15 protein-coding genes are annotated in these 16961 nt (G+C 67.4%); 8 read left to right on the forward strand and 7 right to left on the reverse strand.

Annotated features, from left to right (window positions below):
- Window positions 1-6 precede the first annotated feature (6 nt).
- Window positions 7-1404, reverse strand: coding sequence for a flavin monoamine oxidase family protein (locus NL241_RS23955; RefSeq protein ID WP_494395248.1), 1398 nt, complete (start codon window positions 1402-1404; stop codon window positions 7-9).
- Between the two features lie 126 nt (window positions 1405-1530).
- On the opposite strand from NL241_RS23955, the gene NL241_RS23960 reads away from it, so the two are divergent.
- The 3 genes from NL241_RS23960 to NL241_RS23970 are packed head-to-tail and all read left to right on the forward strand — an operon-like array spanning window position 1531 to window position 5199.
- Complete coding sequence (locus tag NL241_RS23960; RefSeq protein WP_487687005.1) at window positions 1531-1695, forward strand: hypothetical protein; 165 nt, start codon at window positions 1531-1533, stop codon at window positions 1693-1695.
- Complete coding sequence (locus tag NL241_RS23965; protein WP_494395249.1) at window positions 1695-3149, forward strand: cytosine permease; 1455 nt, start codon at window positions 1695-1697, stop codon at window positions 3147-3149. The genes NL241_RS23960 and NL241_RS23965 overlap by 1 nt, the downstream gene beginning before the upstream one ends.
- Window positions 3150-3183: 34 nt before the next feature.
- Window positions 3184-5199, forward strand: coding sequence for a glycoside hydrolase family 15 protein (locus NL241_RS23970; protein ID WP_487687000.1), 2016 nt, complete (start codon window positions 3184-3186; stop codon window positions 5197-5199).
- A 118-nt stretch (window positions 5200-5317) separates the two neighbouring features.
- Here NL241_RS23970 and NL241_RS23975 read toward each other — a convergent pair whose 3' ends face one another.
- The 5 genes from NL241_RS23975 to NL241_RS23995 all read right to left on the reverse strand — a co-directional run bounded on the left by NL241_RS23975 (window position 5318) and on the right by NL241_RS23995 (window position 10907).
- Window positions 5318-6289: a GNAT family N-acetyltransferase gene (locus NL241_RS23975; RefSeq protein WP_487686998.1), complete on the reverse strand. Its 972-nt coding sequence runs from the start codon at window positions 6287-6289 to the stop codon at window positions 5318-5320.
- A complete protein-coding gene (locus tag NL241_RS23980) occupies window positions 6286-7848 on the reverse strand; it encodes an APC family permease (protein WP_487686995.1) in 1563 nt (520 codons plus the stop codon). The genes NL241_RS23975 and NL241_RS23980 overlap by 4 nt, the downstream gene beginning before the upstream one ends.
- Window positions 7849-7971: 123 nt before the next feature.
- Window positions 7972-9363, reverse strand: coding sequence for an NtaA/DmoA family FMN-dependent monooxygenase (locus tag NL241_RS23985; protein WP_494395250.1), 1392 nt, complete (start codon window positions 9361-9363; stop codon window positions 7972-7974).
- Window positions 9360-10592 carry an acyl-CoA dehydrogenase family protein gene (locus tag NL241_RS23990; RefSeq protein WP_487686991.1) on the reverse strand — a complete coding sequence of 411 codons (1233 nt, stop codon included), beginning with the start codon at window positions 10590-10592 and terminating at the stop codon, window positions 9360-9362. Before NL241_RS23990 ends, NL241_RS23985 begins: the two co-directional genes overlap by 4 nt.
- 63 nt (window positions 10593-10655) lie before the next feature.
- Complete coding sequence (locus tag NL241_RS23995; RefSeq protein ID WP_487686989.1) at window positions 10656-10907, reverse strand: hypothetical protein; 252 nt, start codon at window positions 10905-10907, stop codon at window positions 10656-10658.
- Between the two features lie 222 nt (window positions 10908-11129).
- On the opposite strand from NL241_RS23995, the gene NL241_RS24000 reads away from it, so the two are divergent.
- Window positions 11130-11525, forward strand: a complete 396-nt coding sequence (locus tag NL241_RS24000) for an antibiotic biosynthesis monooxygenase family protein (RefSeq protein WP_494395251.1) — start codon at window positions 11130-11132, stop codon at window positions 11523-11525.
- Window positions 11526-11532: 7 nt separating this feature from the next.
- On the opposite strand, the gene NL241_RS24005 is transcribed toward NL241_RS24000, so the two are convergent.
- On the reverse strand, window positions 11533-13002 hold the full coding sequence (locus tag NL241_RS24005; protein ID WP_494395252.1) for an APC family permease: 1470 nt from the start codon (window positions 13000-13002) through the stop codon (window positions 11533-11535).
- Between the two features lie 231 nt (window positions 13003-13233).
- Between NL241_RS24005 and NL241_RS24010 the strand changes: the two genes are divergently transcribed.
- The 4 genes from NL241_RS24010 to NL241_RS24025 all read left to right on the forward strand — a co-directional run bounded on the left by NL241_RS24010 (window position 13234) and on the right by NL241_RS24025 (window position 16952).
- Window positions 13234-13695, forward strand: coding sequence for an Lrp/AsnC family transcriptional regulator (locus NL241_RS24010; protein WP_494395253.1), 462 nt, complete (start codon window positions 13234-13236; stop codon window positions 13693-13695).
- Window positions 13696-13849: 154 nt separating this feature from the next.
- Entirely contained in the window at window positions 13850-14680 is an 831-nt protein-coding gene (locus NL241_RS24015) for a polysaccharide deacetylase family protein (protein WP_494395254.1), read from the forward strand.
- Entirely contained in the window at window positions 14677-16191 is a 1515-nt protein-coding gene (locus tag NL241_RS24020; protein WP_494395255.1) for a C45 family autoproteolytic acyltransferase/hydrolase, read from the forward strand. Before NL241_RS24015 ends, NL241_RS24020 begins: the two co-directional genes overlap by 4 nt.
- Window positions 16188-16952 (forward strand): SDR family NAD(P)-dependent oxidoreductase, encoded by a 765-nt coding sequence (locus NL241_RS24025; protein WP_494395256.1) that lies wholly within the window; start codon window positions 16188-16190, stop codon window positions 16950-16952. Before NL241_RS24020 ends, NL241_RS24025 begins: the two co-directional genes overlap by 4 nt.
- Window positions 16953-16961: the final 9 nt, after the last annotated feature.

The following is a 16961-nucleotide window of genomic DNA, read 5'->3' on the forward strand; positions in this document are numbered from 1 at the left end:
CGGCGGTCACTGCAGGGCCGCCGCGATCTCGGCGGCGGCGCGGTGTCCGGAGGCGATGGCACCGTCGATGTAGCCGTTCCACACCGCTGAGGTCTCGGTGCCGGCCCAGTGAATGGGTCCGCAGGCCGTTCGCCAGCCAGTTGTACTGTGCTCCAACCACAGTCCGGGCGCGGGGTTGGCGGCGTATCCGCCGTGCGCCCACGGATCCTCGGGCCAGTTCTTCTCGGTGTAGTACCGCGGTGTGGTCGCCTGCTCGCCGAACAGGGCGCCCAGTGTTGCCAGGACGTCGGCCCGGCGCTGCTCCTGCGAGAGTCGGGACCAGCGTTGTTGGCGGTCGGCGTAGATGAAGGACACCAGCACCCCGAGGCGGCCGTCTTCGGGAGAGTTGTCGAACACCACGCCCACCGAGTGCTCTCCGTACACGGTCGCCTCGCCGGAGAAGCCGGATGCGCGCCAGAACGGGGTGTCGTAGACGGTGTGGACCTTGGCGACGTCGCCCATCGGGCTGCGTTCCATCCAGCGGTTGCGGGCCTGCGGCAGCTGCGGACTGAACTGGATCCGCACCGCCGCTCCCGGTGATGCGGCCACGACGACGCGTTGCGCCCGCACCTGTCCTCGCGCGGTGTCGACGAGTACGCCCCCGTCGTCGAGGACGCTGATGTGGCGCACCGGCGCGCAGGTGTGAACCCGGTCGCCGAGGTGGGCGGCGATGGCCAGCGGTACCGCTTGTGCGCCGGCGGTGAACCGCCGCTCCTGCGCGCAGCCCTCGGTCTCCATCAATTGGTCGAACCCGCCGGCGGAGGCCACGTAGAACAGGAAGTGGAACAGCGAGATGTCGCGCGGTTCGACAGTCCACACGCCCTGGACGGCCAGCGCCAAACGTGTCCGGGCGTGGCCGTTGGGCACGGCGGCGTCCAGGTAGGACTGCACCGTCTGGCCGTCCCAGGCGGCGATCGCCGCAGTGGCGATCGGATTCTCCGGGTCGATCGTCGCCGCCATCGCATCGATGTCTGCGGTCGCGGCCTCGTATTCGGCGACACCGTGACCGTCCACGGGGCCGGCGCCGCGGAAGGGCCGGCACACCCCGTCGGTCCACAGCTCGAGGTGGTCGCCGGTGTTGTGGGTCGGAAAGGTGGTGCACCCGAACCGCTGTGCGGCGGCGAGCAGGCGGGTCTGTGTGGGTCCGACCCACTGGCCGCCGTGGTCGATGACGATTCCCGACATCTGGTCGAGGCGCTCGGAGAGGACCCGGCCACCCACCCGGTCGGAACCTTCCAACACCATCACGTCAATACCGTTGTCGTGCAAGGCAAGCGCCGCGGACAGACCGGCGTAACCGGCGCCGACCACCACTGTTGCCGCCGCCTCGGGCAACGGCCGCCGCCCGGAATCGTCGATGCTCATGGGCTCAGTCTGTAGTTAATTGGCCCGCCAGTCAAGAATGAATTGTGAACTCGAGTCGGGGCTTGACAGGCTGTGGCGCCAGACACACACTTTCTAAACTGGCCCGCCAATCAGAAATGAGGCGACGTGGAAAACCCTTCATTCGAGCAGCAGCTCGAGGACCGGCTGACTCTGATGGAGAGCGGCAGCGCAGGCGCCGTCACCGTCCCCGACCTGCCCCTTCGGGATCTCGTCCTCACGGTGAGCGTGCTGGCTGTCACGATCGCCGCACTGCTGTGGTGGGCGTACTGATGACCGACACCACACAGACCACCGCCCGGGACGGCAGCCCCGACGCGACCCTCACCGATCTGCCGCTTCTCCCCCACGAACGCATCTGGGGTTTCTGGCAGCACTCGTCGGTGAACGTCGGCCTCGCAATCGCCACCTGGGCGTTCCTGCAGGGCGCGGCCGTCGCGTACTACGTCGGCATCGTGGCGGCCATCGCCACCATCACCATCGGGTACGGCCTCAGCGTGCTGGCGGTGGCGCTGGCGCCGTGCATGCCGTCGGTCAAGTACGGCATCGAACAGTTCGTCGGCCTGCGGTGCACCTTCGGGGAGACGGGCGCGCGGGTGGTGATGATCGCCGTGTCGACGGTGCTCGCGGCGGCGTGGTCCGCGGTGCTGGCGATCATGTTCGGCCACGGCCTCGTGGTGGTGGCCAACCAGGTCTTCGGTATCGAGCTGTCGCAGACCGGCGCCGCGGCGAGCCTGCTCGCGCTGACCGCCATCACGGTGTCGGCGTTGATCCTGGCCCGTGGACCGGTGTCGGTGGAAGCGGTCTGCCGGGTGCTGGCACCGATGCTTCTGGTGATTCTCGTCGGCATAATCGTGGTCGTCTTCACCCATCACACCTGGTCGGAGCTCGCGTCGCTGGCACCCTTGGGCGGCGTCAGCGACGACCCGCACCTGAGCTTCGTCCTGGCGGTGGAGCTGAGCATCGCCGGGGGCTTCGCGTGGTGGCCCAACCTCGGGAACCTGGCCCGCCTGACCAGGAGTTCGCGCGCCGCCTTCTGGCCGAACTGGGTCGGCGTGTTCGGTGCGTCCGTGGTGGCGGCCGCGGTCGGCGCCGTCGCCGCACTGTCGCTCCAGGTCGAGGAACCGACGGAGTGGTTCATCCCGCTGGCCGGCGTCGGTCTCGGCGTCGTGGCCCTGGTCATCGTCTGCCTGGCCAACATCACCGCCATCCTGTCGCAGGGCTACGCGTCGATGGTCGCCCTCAAAGGTGGCGGCGGCCGGCTGTTCCGGCTGGCTGCCTGGCCGTGGCTCATCGCCGCCATCCTGGTCCCCGCGGCGATCCTGGTGTTCTTCCCTGCCGCCGTCTACGACAACTACGGTCGCTTCCTGTCCTGGGGAGCCATTGTGCTGGCCCCGCTCTGCGCGGTACAGATCGTCGACTACTTCATCCTGCGTCGCCGGCAACTCAGCGTCCGCGACCTGTTCCTTGCCCCGAACCAATCGGCCTACGGCTATTGGAAGGGAGTGAACCTGGTCGCCTTCGCAGCGGTGGCGGCGGGTGCGGTCACGTATTCGCTTCTGCTGGACCCGGTTTCGTACGAACCGTCCGAACTCTTCCGGTACACCACGGCGTCGCTACCGGCCTTCCTGGTAGCGGGGGTCACGCACTATGTCCTGACCAAGGTGGTGGTGCAGAGGCTCGGGCTGGGCGGCTACCCGAATGTGACGCACCTGCGGCACAAGTAGACGCCGACCGCGTCTGCAAACGATGATGGGCGGCATGACCCTCGACATCGAGACCGGAGACAACGCAGCGGACGGCGTGCGCCCACACGCCGACCCCGCCCCGTTCACCGTCACCGCCCCGGTGCCCTATGCACCGGTCGGGGCGCTGCGCAATCCGTTCCCTCCGATCGCCGACTACGGGTTCTTGTCCGACTGCGAAACCACCTGCCTGGTCTCCTCTGCCGGATCTATCGAGTGGCTGTGCGTGCCGCGGCCCGACTCACCCAGCGTGTTCGGCGCGATCCTGGACCGCGGCGCCGGGCACTTTCGGCTCGCGCCCTACGGGGTCTCGGTGCCGTCGGCCCGGCGGTACCTGCCCGGCAGCCTCATCCTGGAGACCACCTGGCAGACGCACACCGGCTGGGTGATCGTGCGCGAAGCGCTGGTCCAGGGGCCCTGGCATGACCTCGAGCGGCGCTCGCGCACCCACCGCCGCACGCCGATGGACTGGGACGCCGAGCACATCCTGCTGCGCACCGTCCGCTGCGTCAGCGGCACCGTCGAGCTGGTGATGAGCTGCGAGCCGTCCTTCGACTATCACCGCATTCCCGCCAAGTGGGAGTACTCCGGCCCGGCCTACGGCGAGGCGATCGCCCGGGCCAGCCGCGATCCCGACGCGCACCCGACGCTGCGGCTGACCACCAACCTGCGCCTGGGCCTGGAAGGCCACGAAGCCCGCGCGCGGACCCGGCTGACCGAAGGGGACAACGTCTTCGTCGCGCTGTCCTGGTCGGGACATCCCGCGCCGCAGACATACGAGGAAGCCGCCAACAAGATGTGGCAGACCAGCGAGATGTGGCGGCAGTGGATCAACATCGGCGATTTCCCCGACCACCCGTGGCGGTCCTACCTGCAGCGCAGCGCCCTGACCCTGAAGGGGCTGACGTACTCACCGACGGGTGCGCTGCTGGCGGCCAGCACCACGTCGCTGCCGGAGACTCCGCAGGGTGAGCGCAACTGGGACTACCGCTACGCCTGGGTGCGCGACTCGACATTCGCGCTGTGGGGCCTCTACACCCTGGGGCTGGACCGCGAGGCCGATGACTTCTTCGCCTTCATCGCCGACGTGTCGGGCGCCAACAACGGCGAACGCCACCCGCTGCAGGTGATGTACGGCGTCGGCGGGGAACGCAGTCTCGAAGAAGACGAGCTGCTGCACCTGTCCGGCTACGACAACGCGCGGCCGGTGCGCATCGGCAACGGCGCCTACAGCCAAATGCAGCACGACATCTGGGGCACCATGCTGGACTCGGTGTATCTGCACACCAAATCGCGAGAGCAGATCCCCGAAACCCTGTGGCCGGTGCTCAAGGAGCAGGTCGAAGAGGCCATCAAGCACTGGAAGGAACCCGACCGCGGCATCTGGGAGGTGCGCGGCGAGCCGCAGCACTTCACCTCCAGCAAGATCATGTGCTGGGTGGCCCTGGATCGCGGCTCCAAGCTGGCCGACCTCGAAGGCGAGAAGAGTTACGCCCAGCAGTGGCGCGCCATCGCCGAGGAGATCAAGGCCGACATCCTCGAGAAGGGGGTGGACGAGCGCGGGGTGCTGACCCAGCGCTACGGCGACCCCGCCCTCGATGCGTCCCTGCTGCTGGCGGTGCTGACCCGGTTCCTGCCGTCCGACGATCCGCGGATCCGGGCGACGGTGATGGCGATCGCCGACGAGCTCACCGAGGACGGCCTGGTGTTGCGGTACCGCGTCGAAGAGACCGACGACGGGTTGACCGGCGAAGAGGGCGCCTTCACCATCTGCTCGTTCTGGCTGGTGTCGGCGTTGGTGGAGATCGGCGAGATCCACCGTGCCAGGCATCTGTGTGAGCGGCTGCTGGGGTTCGCCAGTCCGCTGCATCTGTACGCCGAGGAGATCGAGCCGCGTACCGGCAGGCATCTGGGCAACTTCCCGCAGGCGTTCACCCATCTGGCGTTGATCAACGCCGTCGTGCACGTCATCCGCGCCGAAGAGGAGGCCGACGCCTCCGGCGCCTTCCAGCCGGCCAACGCCCCCATGTGATCCCCGCCGAGCGCGCGTGTCTGTACGCGGCACGCCGAGGCGTGGCGTACAGACACGCGCGCTCGCGCCGCGGGGGTGCTGCGCGGGTGTTCAGCTCGCTGACAGCCGCGCACGTCTCCTAGCCGTCGATCCGGTAAGCCGAATCATGTTCGACGGCAACGTAGCCCAGGCGTGCATAAAGCTCGTGCGCCTTACTGCTGTTGTTGATGTCGGTGCCCAGCGAGGCGACCGTCAGCCCACGGCGTAGCGCCGCCAGCCAGATCTTGCGCAGCAACAACTCCGCGATACCGCGGCGCCGGTGGTCACGGCGCACGCCGATGTAATCGGTGTGGGCGCTCCGCTCCTCCCCCGGTGCGGCGCCGGCGGTGTACACCGACCCCAGCACGTAACCCACCACCTCACCCGACTGGTCAACCGTCGCGACACTGAAATCGGGTGCGAACGACCTGCTGTGCAGGTGGTGCTGCCACGCTTCCGGAGTCTTGGACATGTTGCCGAAATGCTCTGCGAACGTGTCGAACTGCAGGCGCCGCACCTGTTCGGACAGGCCGCGTTCGATGACCTCCGGCCACCCCAGCACCTCGAGCCCTTCGATGGCGGCCGCCTCGAGTAACGCCGGGCTCTCCTCGTCGAGCGGTTTGCGGGTGCGGATGAACTGCGCCTCCCGGTAGGCACCCTGCCGCAGCAGCGCGTCGATGGCCTGGCGCTGGGTGTCACCGATGAACACCCGCAGGAACGTTCCCGCTGCGGGCGCGGCCTCTCGGCGGAAGCGGTGCACAGCCGCATGCACCACCTCGTCGACCAGCCTGGGCGGGGTGGCCGGATCGAACACGAAGTCTGCGATGACCTCCGCCCCGTGCGGCCGGTGTACCGCCGCATAACCCCGGACCCGGTCGGAGTCGTCGCGCACAACGGTCACCGCACCGGGAAGCGCCGACTCGAATTGTTCGGCGATGTCCCGGGAATCGGCGCTGAACTTCCGTCCGCCCAGTCCGTTCGTGGTGGCCAGGAAGTCGGCGACCGCCGGGTGATCGCGAGGTGTGCCCACGTCGTGCGTCCACGCCAGGTCTTTTCGCTGGGCGAGCGTCATGCGACGGGCTCCTTGTCGCGCCGGGTCTCCGGATCGTCGTCGCCCTCTGCGGCTGCGGCCTGCTGTTCGAGGACCTCCACGATGCCCTCGTCGGCCAGACGCTGCTGCTCAGCGTCGGAGAGGGTCTGGATGGTGCCGACCCGCGCGGCCACGTCCGGTCGCGCCGCCTTGAGGTACCAGTACCAGGCGAGCCCGGCCACCAGCAGCCCGGCGTAGATGAAGGGCAGGATGTTGAAGGGGAAGTCAGGGACCGGATAGACGTTGCTGACGATCACGTAGCCCAGCGCCAGAGCGGCGGCCACCGACACCGCCAGGCGAACCGGGTTGAGCGCGTTGATCTTACGGAGCCAGATCGGGGTGGCGATCACCACCAGGAAGTATGCGATCAGGAAGCCCCATGTCGCGACGTAGCCGCCGTAGACGTCGAAGACCAGGCGGCCGGCCGAACTGAAGGTCGCGACCACCGAGAACACCAACGCCAGCGCGCCGACGAACACGATCCCCACCCACGGAGTGCGGTGCCGGGCATGAACTTTCGTGAACACCGCGGGTAGCGCTCCCTCGTGGGCGAAGGTGAACAACGACCGCGCGGCGGCGGTGGTGACGGCGGTGACGAAGACGATGAAAGCGATGGCGACGGCTCCGCTGACCACTTGATTGACCCAGGAGACTCCCACGGTGTCGGCGAGTTGCGGCAGTACTGCCTTATCGCCGTCGATCTCTCCGAAGTGCAGGATCTGCGGATAGGTGGCGAAGACGTAGAGCACACCCAGGAGCAGAACCACCCGGATCAGTGAACGAGAGATACTGCGGTGCGCGTCTTTTGCTTCGGCACCCAGTGAGGCCACGCTTTCGAACCCGGCGTAGGAGCCGACGGCCGACACCGCCGCGATGAAGGTGGCGCTGGTGCCGAGGTGTGCCGGATTCCATTGTTCCCAGTCGATTCGGAACCCGTAGCTGACGTAGGAGCCGACGATGATCACCAGGATCGAACCGATGGCCACCAACTCGAACGCCAACTCGTACTTGGCGGCCAGTGCCACTCCCCGGTAGGGCAGGTAGATCGCCAACGCGACAACGACGAGGACCAGCAGCAGGCGGTACCAGACCGCGTGTGATCCCAGTCCGATCGACGAGAGGAACGAGTCCAGGTAGAGCACGCCGCCCAGCGTGCCGGTGGTGGCGAAGCCGATATAGCCCAGCAGCAGGCTGAAGCCGGCCGCGTAAGCGAACCCCGGCCCGAGTCCGTTACCGGTGTAGGTGCCCAGCGAGCCAGGCGAAACCGTGCGTTTGGCCTGGAAGCTGATGGTGACGGCGATCAGTACGGCGATCGCCAGACCCACCAGCACCGCCCATGCGGCGCCTTTGCCCGCCGCGACGAACAGTGAGAACGGCACCACGGCCACGGCGACGCTGGGGGCTGCCGCAGCCAATCCCTGGGCGAACACACCCCAGTGCCCCAGCGCTTCACGCTGCAACCCGATCGTGTCGGCGGAGGTGAGTGTCCGCCCGGACAATGACAGTGGCGATGCGCCGGTGGTGTTGGTGGATTCGGGCATGGGATGCGCCTCTCGGGCCGTGCGAAACCGCGCTGTGTGCCCGAACAGGTTGAGCCACAGACGATTAACGCGGTGTTGATCTCGCGATAACAGTGCCGCAGAAATTGACACCGGCGCGAGCGATCAAATCGACAAGATTCTTTTCCGGAACCCGGAACCGGGATGGTCCGCCGGCAACACCGCGCCGCCGCCGGGGAACAGGTGCTCGCGCAGGGTGGTCCGCCCGTGGCGGGGCAGCACCCTGCCCCGCCGGCGCAACTCGGGGATCAGGTGCTCGGCGATGTCGGCGAAACTTCCCGGGGTCACGTGATAGGTGAAGTTGAATCCGTCCACCCCGGTGCGCTCGGCGTAGCGTTCCAGCTCGTCGGCCACCGTCCGCGCACTGCCCACGAACAGGCCGCCCCCGAATCCGCCCAGTCCCCCGACATAGTCGCGCAGGGTGATCCGTTTTCGTGCGGTGGGGTCGGTTACCGCGGCCAGAATCGACCGGCTGGCGTCGGTGTCGAACTCGTCGATGGGCTGGTCCACCCCGTGACCGGACCAGTCGACTCCACTGAGCGCCGACAACAAGACCAGCCCCGCTTCGAGATCGTGGTGCGCCGCGAGTTCGGCGGCCTTGGCGTGTGCAGCCGCATCGGTCTCGTCCACCACCACCTCGACCGACGTGAGGAACTTGATGGACCCGGGATCGCGGCCGTGACCGACGGCTTGGCGGCGAATGTCGATGATGTTGTCACGCAGTACATCCGGGCGGTGATCGCTGGCGAAGACGAGTTCGGCGTTACGCGCGGCGAAGGCGCGCCCCGCGGGGGACGTCCCGGCCTGGAACAGCACGGGTGTGCGTTGGGGTGACGGTTCCACCAGATGGGCGCCGGGCACGCTGAAATAGCGCCCCTCGTGACCGATCGGATGAACCTTGTCGGCGTGGGTGTACACCCCGGTGCGCCGGTCCCTGACCACGGCGTCCGCCTCCCAGGAACCCTCCCACAGTTTGTAGGTGACCTCCAGGAACTCCTGTGCCATCGCATACCGCTCGTCATGCGGGATCTGGCGTTCACGGCCCAGGATGTTGCGGGCCGCGCTGTCCAGGAGGGAGGTCACGATGTTCCAGCCGATCCGGCCGTCCGTCAGGTGGTCCAGGGTGCTGAACTTCCGGGCCAGCAGATACGGCGCTTCATAGGTCGTCGAGACGGTGATCCCGAAGCCCAGCCGCTGGGTGGCCGCGGCCATGGCCGACACCGCCAGCAGCGGATCGGTGACGGGTGTCTGCACCGCGCGGGTCAGCGCGGCATTCGCATCCCCGCCGAAGACGTCGAGCTGCCCCACGGCATCGGCGATGAACAGCAGGTCGAACCCGCCGGCCTCGAGCAGCTGCGCCAGCTCCACCCAGTAGCGCACGTCGGTGTAGCGATGCGTCTGGTCCTGCGGATGCCGCCACAGGCCGTAGTTGCCGTGCGAGACGGTCGACATCGTGAACGCCGCGAGTACCAGCGGCTTCTCGGCTGCGGTGGTCACGAGTAGAAGCCGGGGGCCGGTTCGGTGCCGTTGAGCAGGTAGGCCCCGATCTGCACCTGCTTGTGGGGCAAGGGGTCGTGAAGGCTCAGGGTTCTGGCATTGCGCCAGAACCGGTCCAGACCCACCGCCGTCGCGGAGGACCTGGCGCCGGTGACCTCGAACAGCCGACTCGATACGGTCAAGGCGACCTCGCTGGCATGCACCCGGGCCGCATTGATCAGCGTGACGGCCTCGGCCCGTTGCGACCACGACAGCTGGCCGCCTTGGTCACGCACGGCATCGACGGCGGCATTCGCCCGAGACGTGAGTGCATCGGCAGACTGCACCTGCGTCCAGAAGTGGCCGTACCTCTCCTGGGTCAACGGGTCCTCGGTGGCACTTCGGTACCCGGATTCCACCCACGGTCGCGAGCGCTCCCGCGTGTACTCGGCGGCTTCGGTCAGGGCGCCGACCGCCAGACCGGTGAAGATGTTGGCGAATCCGGCGTACATCAGCAGTACGTCGAGGTGATCCGAGGCGGTGGTCTCGACCGCTCCGTAGCCGTATCCGATCAGGTCGTCGGCTGCCACTGCGACGTCGGTCAACGTGGCGGTTCCACTCACGGTCAGTCGTTGACCGAGGTTGTCCCAGTCGCCGCCGAAAGACAGTCCGGCCGCGGTTCCCTCGACATGGAATGTCGCGAGCTGCCCCGAGACGTCCTGACCGTCCAGCGTGGTGCCGGTGTCGAAGACCGACCACACCACGAGGACATCACCGAGGCCCGCACCGCTGGTGAACGGTTTGGAGCCGTTGAGGCGGAAACCATCTGATGTCTGGGTGGCCAGGATCAACGGCGGATAGGCAGCCTGAGCGATGGTGCCGTGGAACAGATTGCCGGCGGCGATGCGCCGCGCTCGGCCCGCTCCGAGGGAACCGTTTTCACCCCGGGTGCCGGCGAGGCTGCCGAAGTAGTGGTAGAGCAGCACGTGCGCTATCGACGAGTCGGCTTCGGCGATGGTGCGGACCACCTCGGCGACCTGGGTCCAGGATGCTCCGCCGCCCCCGTGCTCGACGGGGATGAAGATGCCGAGCAGACCCGCGTCCCGCAGCCAGCCGATCTCCTCGACGGGATCCTTGCGCGACCTGTCCCGCTGCGCGGCGGACACTCTCAGCTTGTCCCGCACCAGGCGGGCGTCATGCGCCCAAGCGGCGTCTGCGCCGGCGTACACCGCCGCGGCTGTGGCGTTCATGGATTGGCCTCTCGAACCGGTCTTCTCGCCGAATGTGGCGCGATGCAAAGGGGATTCGGGCACTCACCGGGTCGGCGGTTGGCCGCCCGGTGCGGGCGCACACACCGTCTGCGCACACGGCGCCCGGTCCACACCCTCGTCACTGTGGGGGCTGAACGCCACCGCTCCCAGCGCCACCAGCGCGGCACCCAGGATCGCGAGAACCCACGGCCAGCGCCCGTCGGTGCCGAGGTCACTGTCGACGGTCATCGCGCCGCCGAAGTCGTCGGCGAACGTGACCTGCCCCAGGGAATGCACGTCGATCAACGGGGACATCGGCACCACCTCCGCTCACTGACCGGCTGTCTGGAACGAAGGCTAAGCCGGGCACGGCGGCACCAACTCCGCCGAACTGCCCAAGGAGTCCCGCCGGGAACCACCGCGCAGGCGATCGCGCTGTTCAGCGGCGTGGCCCGCAAGCCTCAGGGAGCCGGGTGAGTAAGAATCACGCTGGGCACAATGACGGTCGCCGGAACACGGACGTCGCACACACCGGTTGTGCCTGTTGTGATCATCAACGTGTTGAAGCTGACGCTCATCGACGGACTCACCGCCGGACAACGCGAACAGACCCTGGCCGCCCTTCGCCGTACCGCTGCTTTGCCGTGGGCGGCGTTCTCGAGTGTCGGACCCGACTTCACCGACCCCACCGGCCGCACCATCGGCTACGTGGTCGCGATTCCGGACCTGGAGTCGTTGGAGAGATACATGCATGACCCCGTGCACATTTCGGGTGACGACGTGATCCTGCCGAACGTGGCGTCACTGTCGGCGGTCAGGTTCTCCGACGACGGTGATCCCGAGACCGGTGCCCGGGTCTTCGCCCTTCATCAGGCGAAGCTGGCCAAGTACCCGGACTGGGCGCGTCAGCTGGATGCCATCGTGGTGCAGTAGCGCCGGGCTATCGAGTGGCGGTCGGAGCGCCGTCCGCCAGATCGGCCGCCACCGCGGTGGGCGGGTCACGCCAGATCCACGGCTGCTTGTCCTGCACCATCCGCCGGTAGGCGTACAGCACCACCGACAGCGAGAGCACCACGATCCCGATCACCAGCTCCCGGATACTCCCGTACCCGGTGATCGAGGCGCTCAGCGCACCCACCACCAGCAACACGGTGTCGAACAGCGCCAGGAAACCCGCGATGTACAGCCACTGCCGGCCCAGCTTGATGGGGCGGGGTGCATCCGGCTCGTCGCGACGCAGGTTCAGGAAGCCGGTCAGCGAAAGCACATGGCACACCAGGTAACCGAGGATGCCCGCCACGATCACCGCCAGGGCTTCGCCGACGAACAGGATGAGGATGACGTTGACCACCAGATCCAGCGACATCGCGCGGCCCGGCACCTTGAACCGGTTCAGTTCGCCGAGTTGGCGGATGGTCAGCCCGGCGCGGGAGCTGCCGTGCAGCACGCGGCCGCCGTCGGCGGTGGTCATCACCATGAGCAGCATCAGACCCGCGATCAGGCAGATGGTCATCACCACGTCACCGCCGGGAAAGAGCCGGCTGAACACGTCGAGGTAGAAGGTGACCGGATTCTCGGCCACGTCGGCCTGATCGACCATGCCCCCCACCCCGAAGGGCACCAGGATGTACACGGCGATCACGAAGACACCGGCCAACCTCAGCGCAATCCGGCTGTCGCGCACGGTGTCACGGAACTCAGGGACAAACGATGCCACTGCTTCGATGCCGTACACCGACCAGGCGAGGACGAACATCCAGGCAATGGCGGTGCGCCAGCCCGCTTCTCCGCTGGCACCCAGATCCCAGTGCATGTTGCTCATCGACCAGTCGCTGGAGAACAGCGGGGCGGCGGCGAACACCACGATGGGAACCAGCACCAGCACGCCGGTGGCGTACATGATCCACATGGCCGGGCGCATCCCGAGAACGTTGAGGGCCCAACCCAACACCAGGACGCCCAGGGCGATCACGTGGGGCAGACCGATGGTCGCCAGACCGGTGGAGAAGGTCCACGTCTGGTCGGGGAACCATTCGGTCTGGACCAGCTTGCCGATCTGCAGGCCGTATATCGCCAGGGAACTCGACCAGGCGAACCAGTAACCGTAGGTCGCCACCGGGCCCACCAGCGTCGAATGCCTGCGCCAGCCCTCGTGGGCGTACATGGAGATGCCGCCCACCTTGTCGACGAACATGCTGGCCATCTCGGAGTAGACGAAGTTCTGCAGACACGCCATCACCGCCACCACGCCGAGCAGCAGCAGCGCCGTCCAGGCGCCGATGAAACCGATGGCGTAGCCCATGCCCACGAAGAGGGCGGCCGGGATGGAGAGGCTGATGGTGAAGCCGTCCCACCACCGCAGAGTCTTCTCGTAGGTGTGGTCGTCGGCGAACGAATCATGTGCGGTCATCAAAGGTCTCCGGTAGAGGGCTGAGAGTAGAGCCGTCAGGCGATCGGGGCAGCCGATCGGCAGAAGTAGACCGCTACGGCAGCGGGGTGGACAGAACCTAACACTGCGCAATGCGCGGCGCAATGCCAATCCTGGCTACGCGAAACGCAGAATTTACCCGGGGCGCGTATCGACGTGTCACGCCCCGGCACGACGGTGCCTTCTCGCTGCCGCCTCGCTACAGTCATGACCATGGCCCAGGACAGTCTCGACGAACTCGATCGCGCGATCCTGCGCCAACTCGAGGACGACGGACGCCGCGCCTTTCGTGAAATAGCGCGCAACCTGGGCACATCGGAAGCCACCGTGCGCGCCCGAGTGAAGCGGATGCAGGATCTGGAGATCCTGCGGATCGTCGCCTTCGCCGATCCCGAGCGTCTGGGGAACCAGCAGCTGGCCCTGGCGATGATCACGGTCGATCCGGCCCGACATGCCGATGTCGTCGCCGCGCTGACCACGCTGCCGGAGATCTCCTACGTGTCCACGCTGCTGGGCCGCGCCGACATCTGCGCCGAGATCGCCAGCGCCAACAACGTCGAACTGTGGGAATTCCTGAAGACCCAGGTCAACACCCTCGACGGCGTGCGATCCGTGGAAACGATGTCCGTGGTGCACGTGCACAAGCTGCGATACGGATCCGCCCCCACCGACTGAGCTCCGCGCGTTGCGTCGTCAACGCGGGCCGAGAACACGCGATGCGTAGGTCTCACCTTGCATCGGTCCGGACCGACTGCTACCGTGCCAACTGCCACGCATTGCGTGGATTCAGCCAAATTTATTCGCGCATTGCGCAGTCACAGGAGGCTCAGTGCCCACCCAGTCGACCTTTCCTGACGGGAAGAACACCGCCGTCTCCCTGACCTTCGATGTCGATGCCGAAGCCGGCTGGCTCGGCGAGGGCGAGGAGTACGCCCGCCGCCTCACGATCCTCTCCGAGGGTCGCTACGGGGTGGTCCGGGGTGTGCCACGGATACTGAATCTGCTTGCCCGCCACAGTATTCCAGCAACCTTCTTCGTCCCCGGCCACACCGCCGAACACCATCCCGGCCTGGTCGACCGGCTGCTGGAGGCCGGCCACGAGGTCGCCCACCACGGCTACCTGCACCTGCGCAGCGACAAGGTGAGCCCCGCGTCGCAGACCGAGGAGATCGAACGCGGGCTCGAGGTCTTCCAGCGCCTCGGCGTGCCGACGCCGCGCGGCTACCGGTCCACCTCATGGGAACTGACGCCGGAAACCCTGGAACTGCTGGTCCAGTACGGCTTCGCCTACGACTCCAGTTGTATGGGGGACGATCGCCCCTACATCGAACGCTGGGAGCACCTGGAAATCCTGGAGATCCCCGTGCATTGGTCCCTGGACGACTGGCCCCGATTCGGCTGGAACATCGACGGTGGCGGCAACGTCTGCGATCCCGAGGAGTTGCGCCGGACCTGGATCGCCGAATTCGCCTCCGCCCGTGCCGAACAACGTCACACCAGCTTCACGATGCACCCGGAAGTGATCGGCCGCCCGTACCGCCTCGCCCAGTTCGAGCAGGTTCTCGAGCACATGGTGGCCACCTCCGATGTGTGGTTCGCACGGATGGACCAAGTGGCCCACCACTGCGCTCCCCTGCTGACACCGACGGCGACACCGTGACGGTCAGCTTCCGCTCGACCGTGGCCGCCCCGTACGAGCGGGGTGTCGAGTTCGGCGCTGCGCACCGCCGCCAGGTTGCGGCCACGGTGGCCGCCTATCAGCGGCTGTTCGACAGAGCCGCCGGCGAGGCGGTGGACCTCACCCACTTGGGGACACTGGCGCTGGACAGCATCACCGGCTTCTCACCCGCGCTGGCCGAGGAGATCGCCGGAATCGCCCACGGGGCAGAGCTTCCCGCCACCTCGGTAGCGGCCATCAATGCCCGCACGGAGATCCTGGCGGCGGTCACCAGGACCGGCACGGCCCCGCACGAGTGCTCGACGGTGGTGCGGGTACGCCCCGGCGAGCCGCCGCTGGCGGTGCAAGCCTGGGACTGGTACGCCGAGCTGAGCGATCTGTGGCTGGTGTGGGAGATCCCGCACCCCGACGGCAGGTTGACCACCACCGTCACCGAGTACGGCATCGTCGGCAAGATCGGCGTGAACACCCACGGCCTGGGCATCCACTTCAACATCCTGCACCACCGCGACGACGGCGCGGGAATCGGTGTGCCGGTGCATGTTCTGTCACGGTCCATCCTCGACGAGGCCCGCGATCTGAATCAGGCGCTGGTCCGGGCCGCGCAGGCGCCGGTGTCGGCATCGACCTCCCTGACCCTGGTCTCGGCGGCCGGCGTCGAATCCACCGCGGTGAGCGTGGAACTGCACCCCGGCGGCGTGGGTTACGCCCTGCCCGATGCCGGCGGACTCCTGGTACACACCAACCACTTTCTGAGCTCTCCCGCACACCTGGGTGACACCGAGTTGCGCAACGGCCCCGACACCGTGGTGCGCTACGACATGCTGCGCCGTGCGCTGGCGGGTCGCGCCGACATCAACATGGCCGACGTCCTGGCCGCGATGTCCTCACATCTGCTCGGCGGCGGAGCGACCTGCTGTCACACCGACCCCTCGCTGCCCTCGGCAGCGCAGTTCCAGACGTTGGCCACCGTCGCCCTCGACGTCGTCGCCGGCACCCTGGCCGTCCACCCCGGCGGCGCCTGCACTGCCCAGGCCGCGTTCGCGGCACCCTCACCCAAGGAGAAGACAATGCCCACCCTCAAGCGCATCGACAACATGGACATTCTCACCCGAGACGTGGACACGCTGGTGCAGTTCTACCACGGTGTGCTCGGCCTGCCCTTTCACCTGCCGTACGAGAAGGACGAGGAGTGGGCCGCCATCGACCTGGGCAATGTCACGCTCTATCTCTTCAAATCCGAAGTGGGAGAACACGCTCCGCGGCGCACCGCCGTCAACCCGGACAACGCGCCCGGTTACGACTCCATCGCCTTCGAAGTCGACGATCTCGATGCGGCCGAGGCCGAACTGGACGGTCAGGTGGAATGGGTCGACGAGCGCATCGAGTGGAAGCATCCCAGCGGAACCTGGTACCGCTATCGGCCATTCTTCGATCCGGACGGCAACATGCTCTACATCACCGAGCCGCACATCGCCGAAACCGTGTCGTGAACGCACTGCCTGACACCGCCCTGGGCGGCCGGGTCGCCTTCATCACCGGTGCGGCCCGCGGGATGGGGGCCACTCACGCCGCCACCCTGGCCGACCGTGGCGCCGACCTGCTGCTGGCCGATCTCGATACCGATGAACTGGAACTGGTCGCCACACAGATCCGGTCCGACACCGGCCGGCGGGTGGAGGTCCTGCAACTCGACGTCACCGCACCCGATGCCGCTGCCCGCGTTCGTGATACCGCCGAGAACGTGTTCGGCGGACTCGACATCGTGGTCCACAACGCCGGCATCATGCACAACTGGAAGACCCTGGTCGACACCCGGGCGGCAGACCTGCAGCCCTATCTGGACGTCAACGTCCTGGGCCCCTACGAAATCACCCGGGCGGTCTTCCCCCTGCTGCAACGCAGTCCGGCCGGCCGGGTCATCTTCATCTCCTCGCAGTGGGGCCAGGTGCCCGACGGGCATTCCTACGGGTACATGATCGCCAAGGCCGCACAACTGGGGTTGATGAAAACCCTTGCCGTCGAACTGCTTCCGCACCGCATCCTGGTGAACGCCATCGCGCCCGGAGCGGTACTGACCCGCATGGTCCCCGCCGAGGCCTACGACGCCGAGCTGGCCGCCGTCCCGCTGGGGCGCCTCGCCGACCCCGCGGAGATCTCCGCCGCCGTCGCCTTCCTGGCCGGCGCCGGCGCCGGATTCATCACCGGCCAGACGCTGGCCGTCAACGGTGGCGCGCTGATCCCCGCCGCCTGACCCTCACCC

It is taken from the genome of Mycolicibacterium sp. SMGY-1XX (assembly GCF_059132455.1).

What these genes read in the sequence shown, in the direction of transcription:
- NL241_RS24005 (WP_494395252.1), bottom strand. Translation starts at nt 13,002, where the DNA reads ATGACCGCACATGATTCGTTCGCCGACGACCACACCTACGAGAAGACT.
- NL241_RS23955 (WP_494395248.1), bottom strand. Translation starts at nt 1,404, where the DNA reads ATGAGCATCGACGATTCCGGGCGGCGGCCGTTGCCCGAGGCGGCGGCA.
- NL241_RS23970 (WP_487687000.1), top strand. Translation starts at nt 3,184, where the DNA reads ATGACCCTCGACATCGAGACCGGAGACAACGCAGCGGACGGCGTGCGC.
- NL241_RS23995 (WP_487686989.1), bottom strand. Translation starts at nt 10,907, where the DNA reads ATGTCCCCGTTGATCGACGTGCATTCCCTGGGGCAGGTCACGTTCGCC.
- NL241_RS23980 (WP_487686995.1), bottom strand. Translation starts at nt 7,848, where the DNA reads ATGCCCGAATCCACCAACACCACCGGCGCATCGCCACTGTCATTGTCC.
- NL241_RS23975 (WP_487686998.1), bottom strand. Translation starts at nt 6,289, where the DNA reads ATGACGCTCGCCCAGCGAAAAGACCTGGCGTGGACGCACGACGTGGGC.
- NL241_RS23965 (WP_494395249.1), top strand. Translation starts at nt 1,695, where the DNA reads ATGACCGACACCACACAGACCACCGCCCGGGACGGCAGCCCCGACGCG.
- NL241_RS24010 (WP_494395253.1), top strand. Translation starts at nt 13,234, where the DNA reads ATGGCCCAGGACAGTCTCGACGAACTCGATCGCGCGATCCTGCGCCAA.
- NL241_RS23990 (WP_487686991.1), bottom strand. Translation starts at nt 10,592, where the DNA reads ATGAACGCCACAGCCGCGGCGGTGTACGCCGGCGCAGACGCCGCTTGG.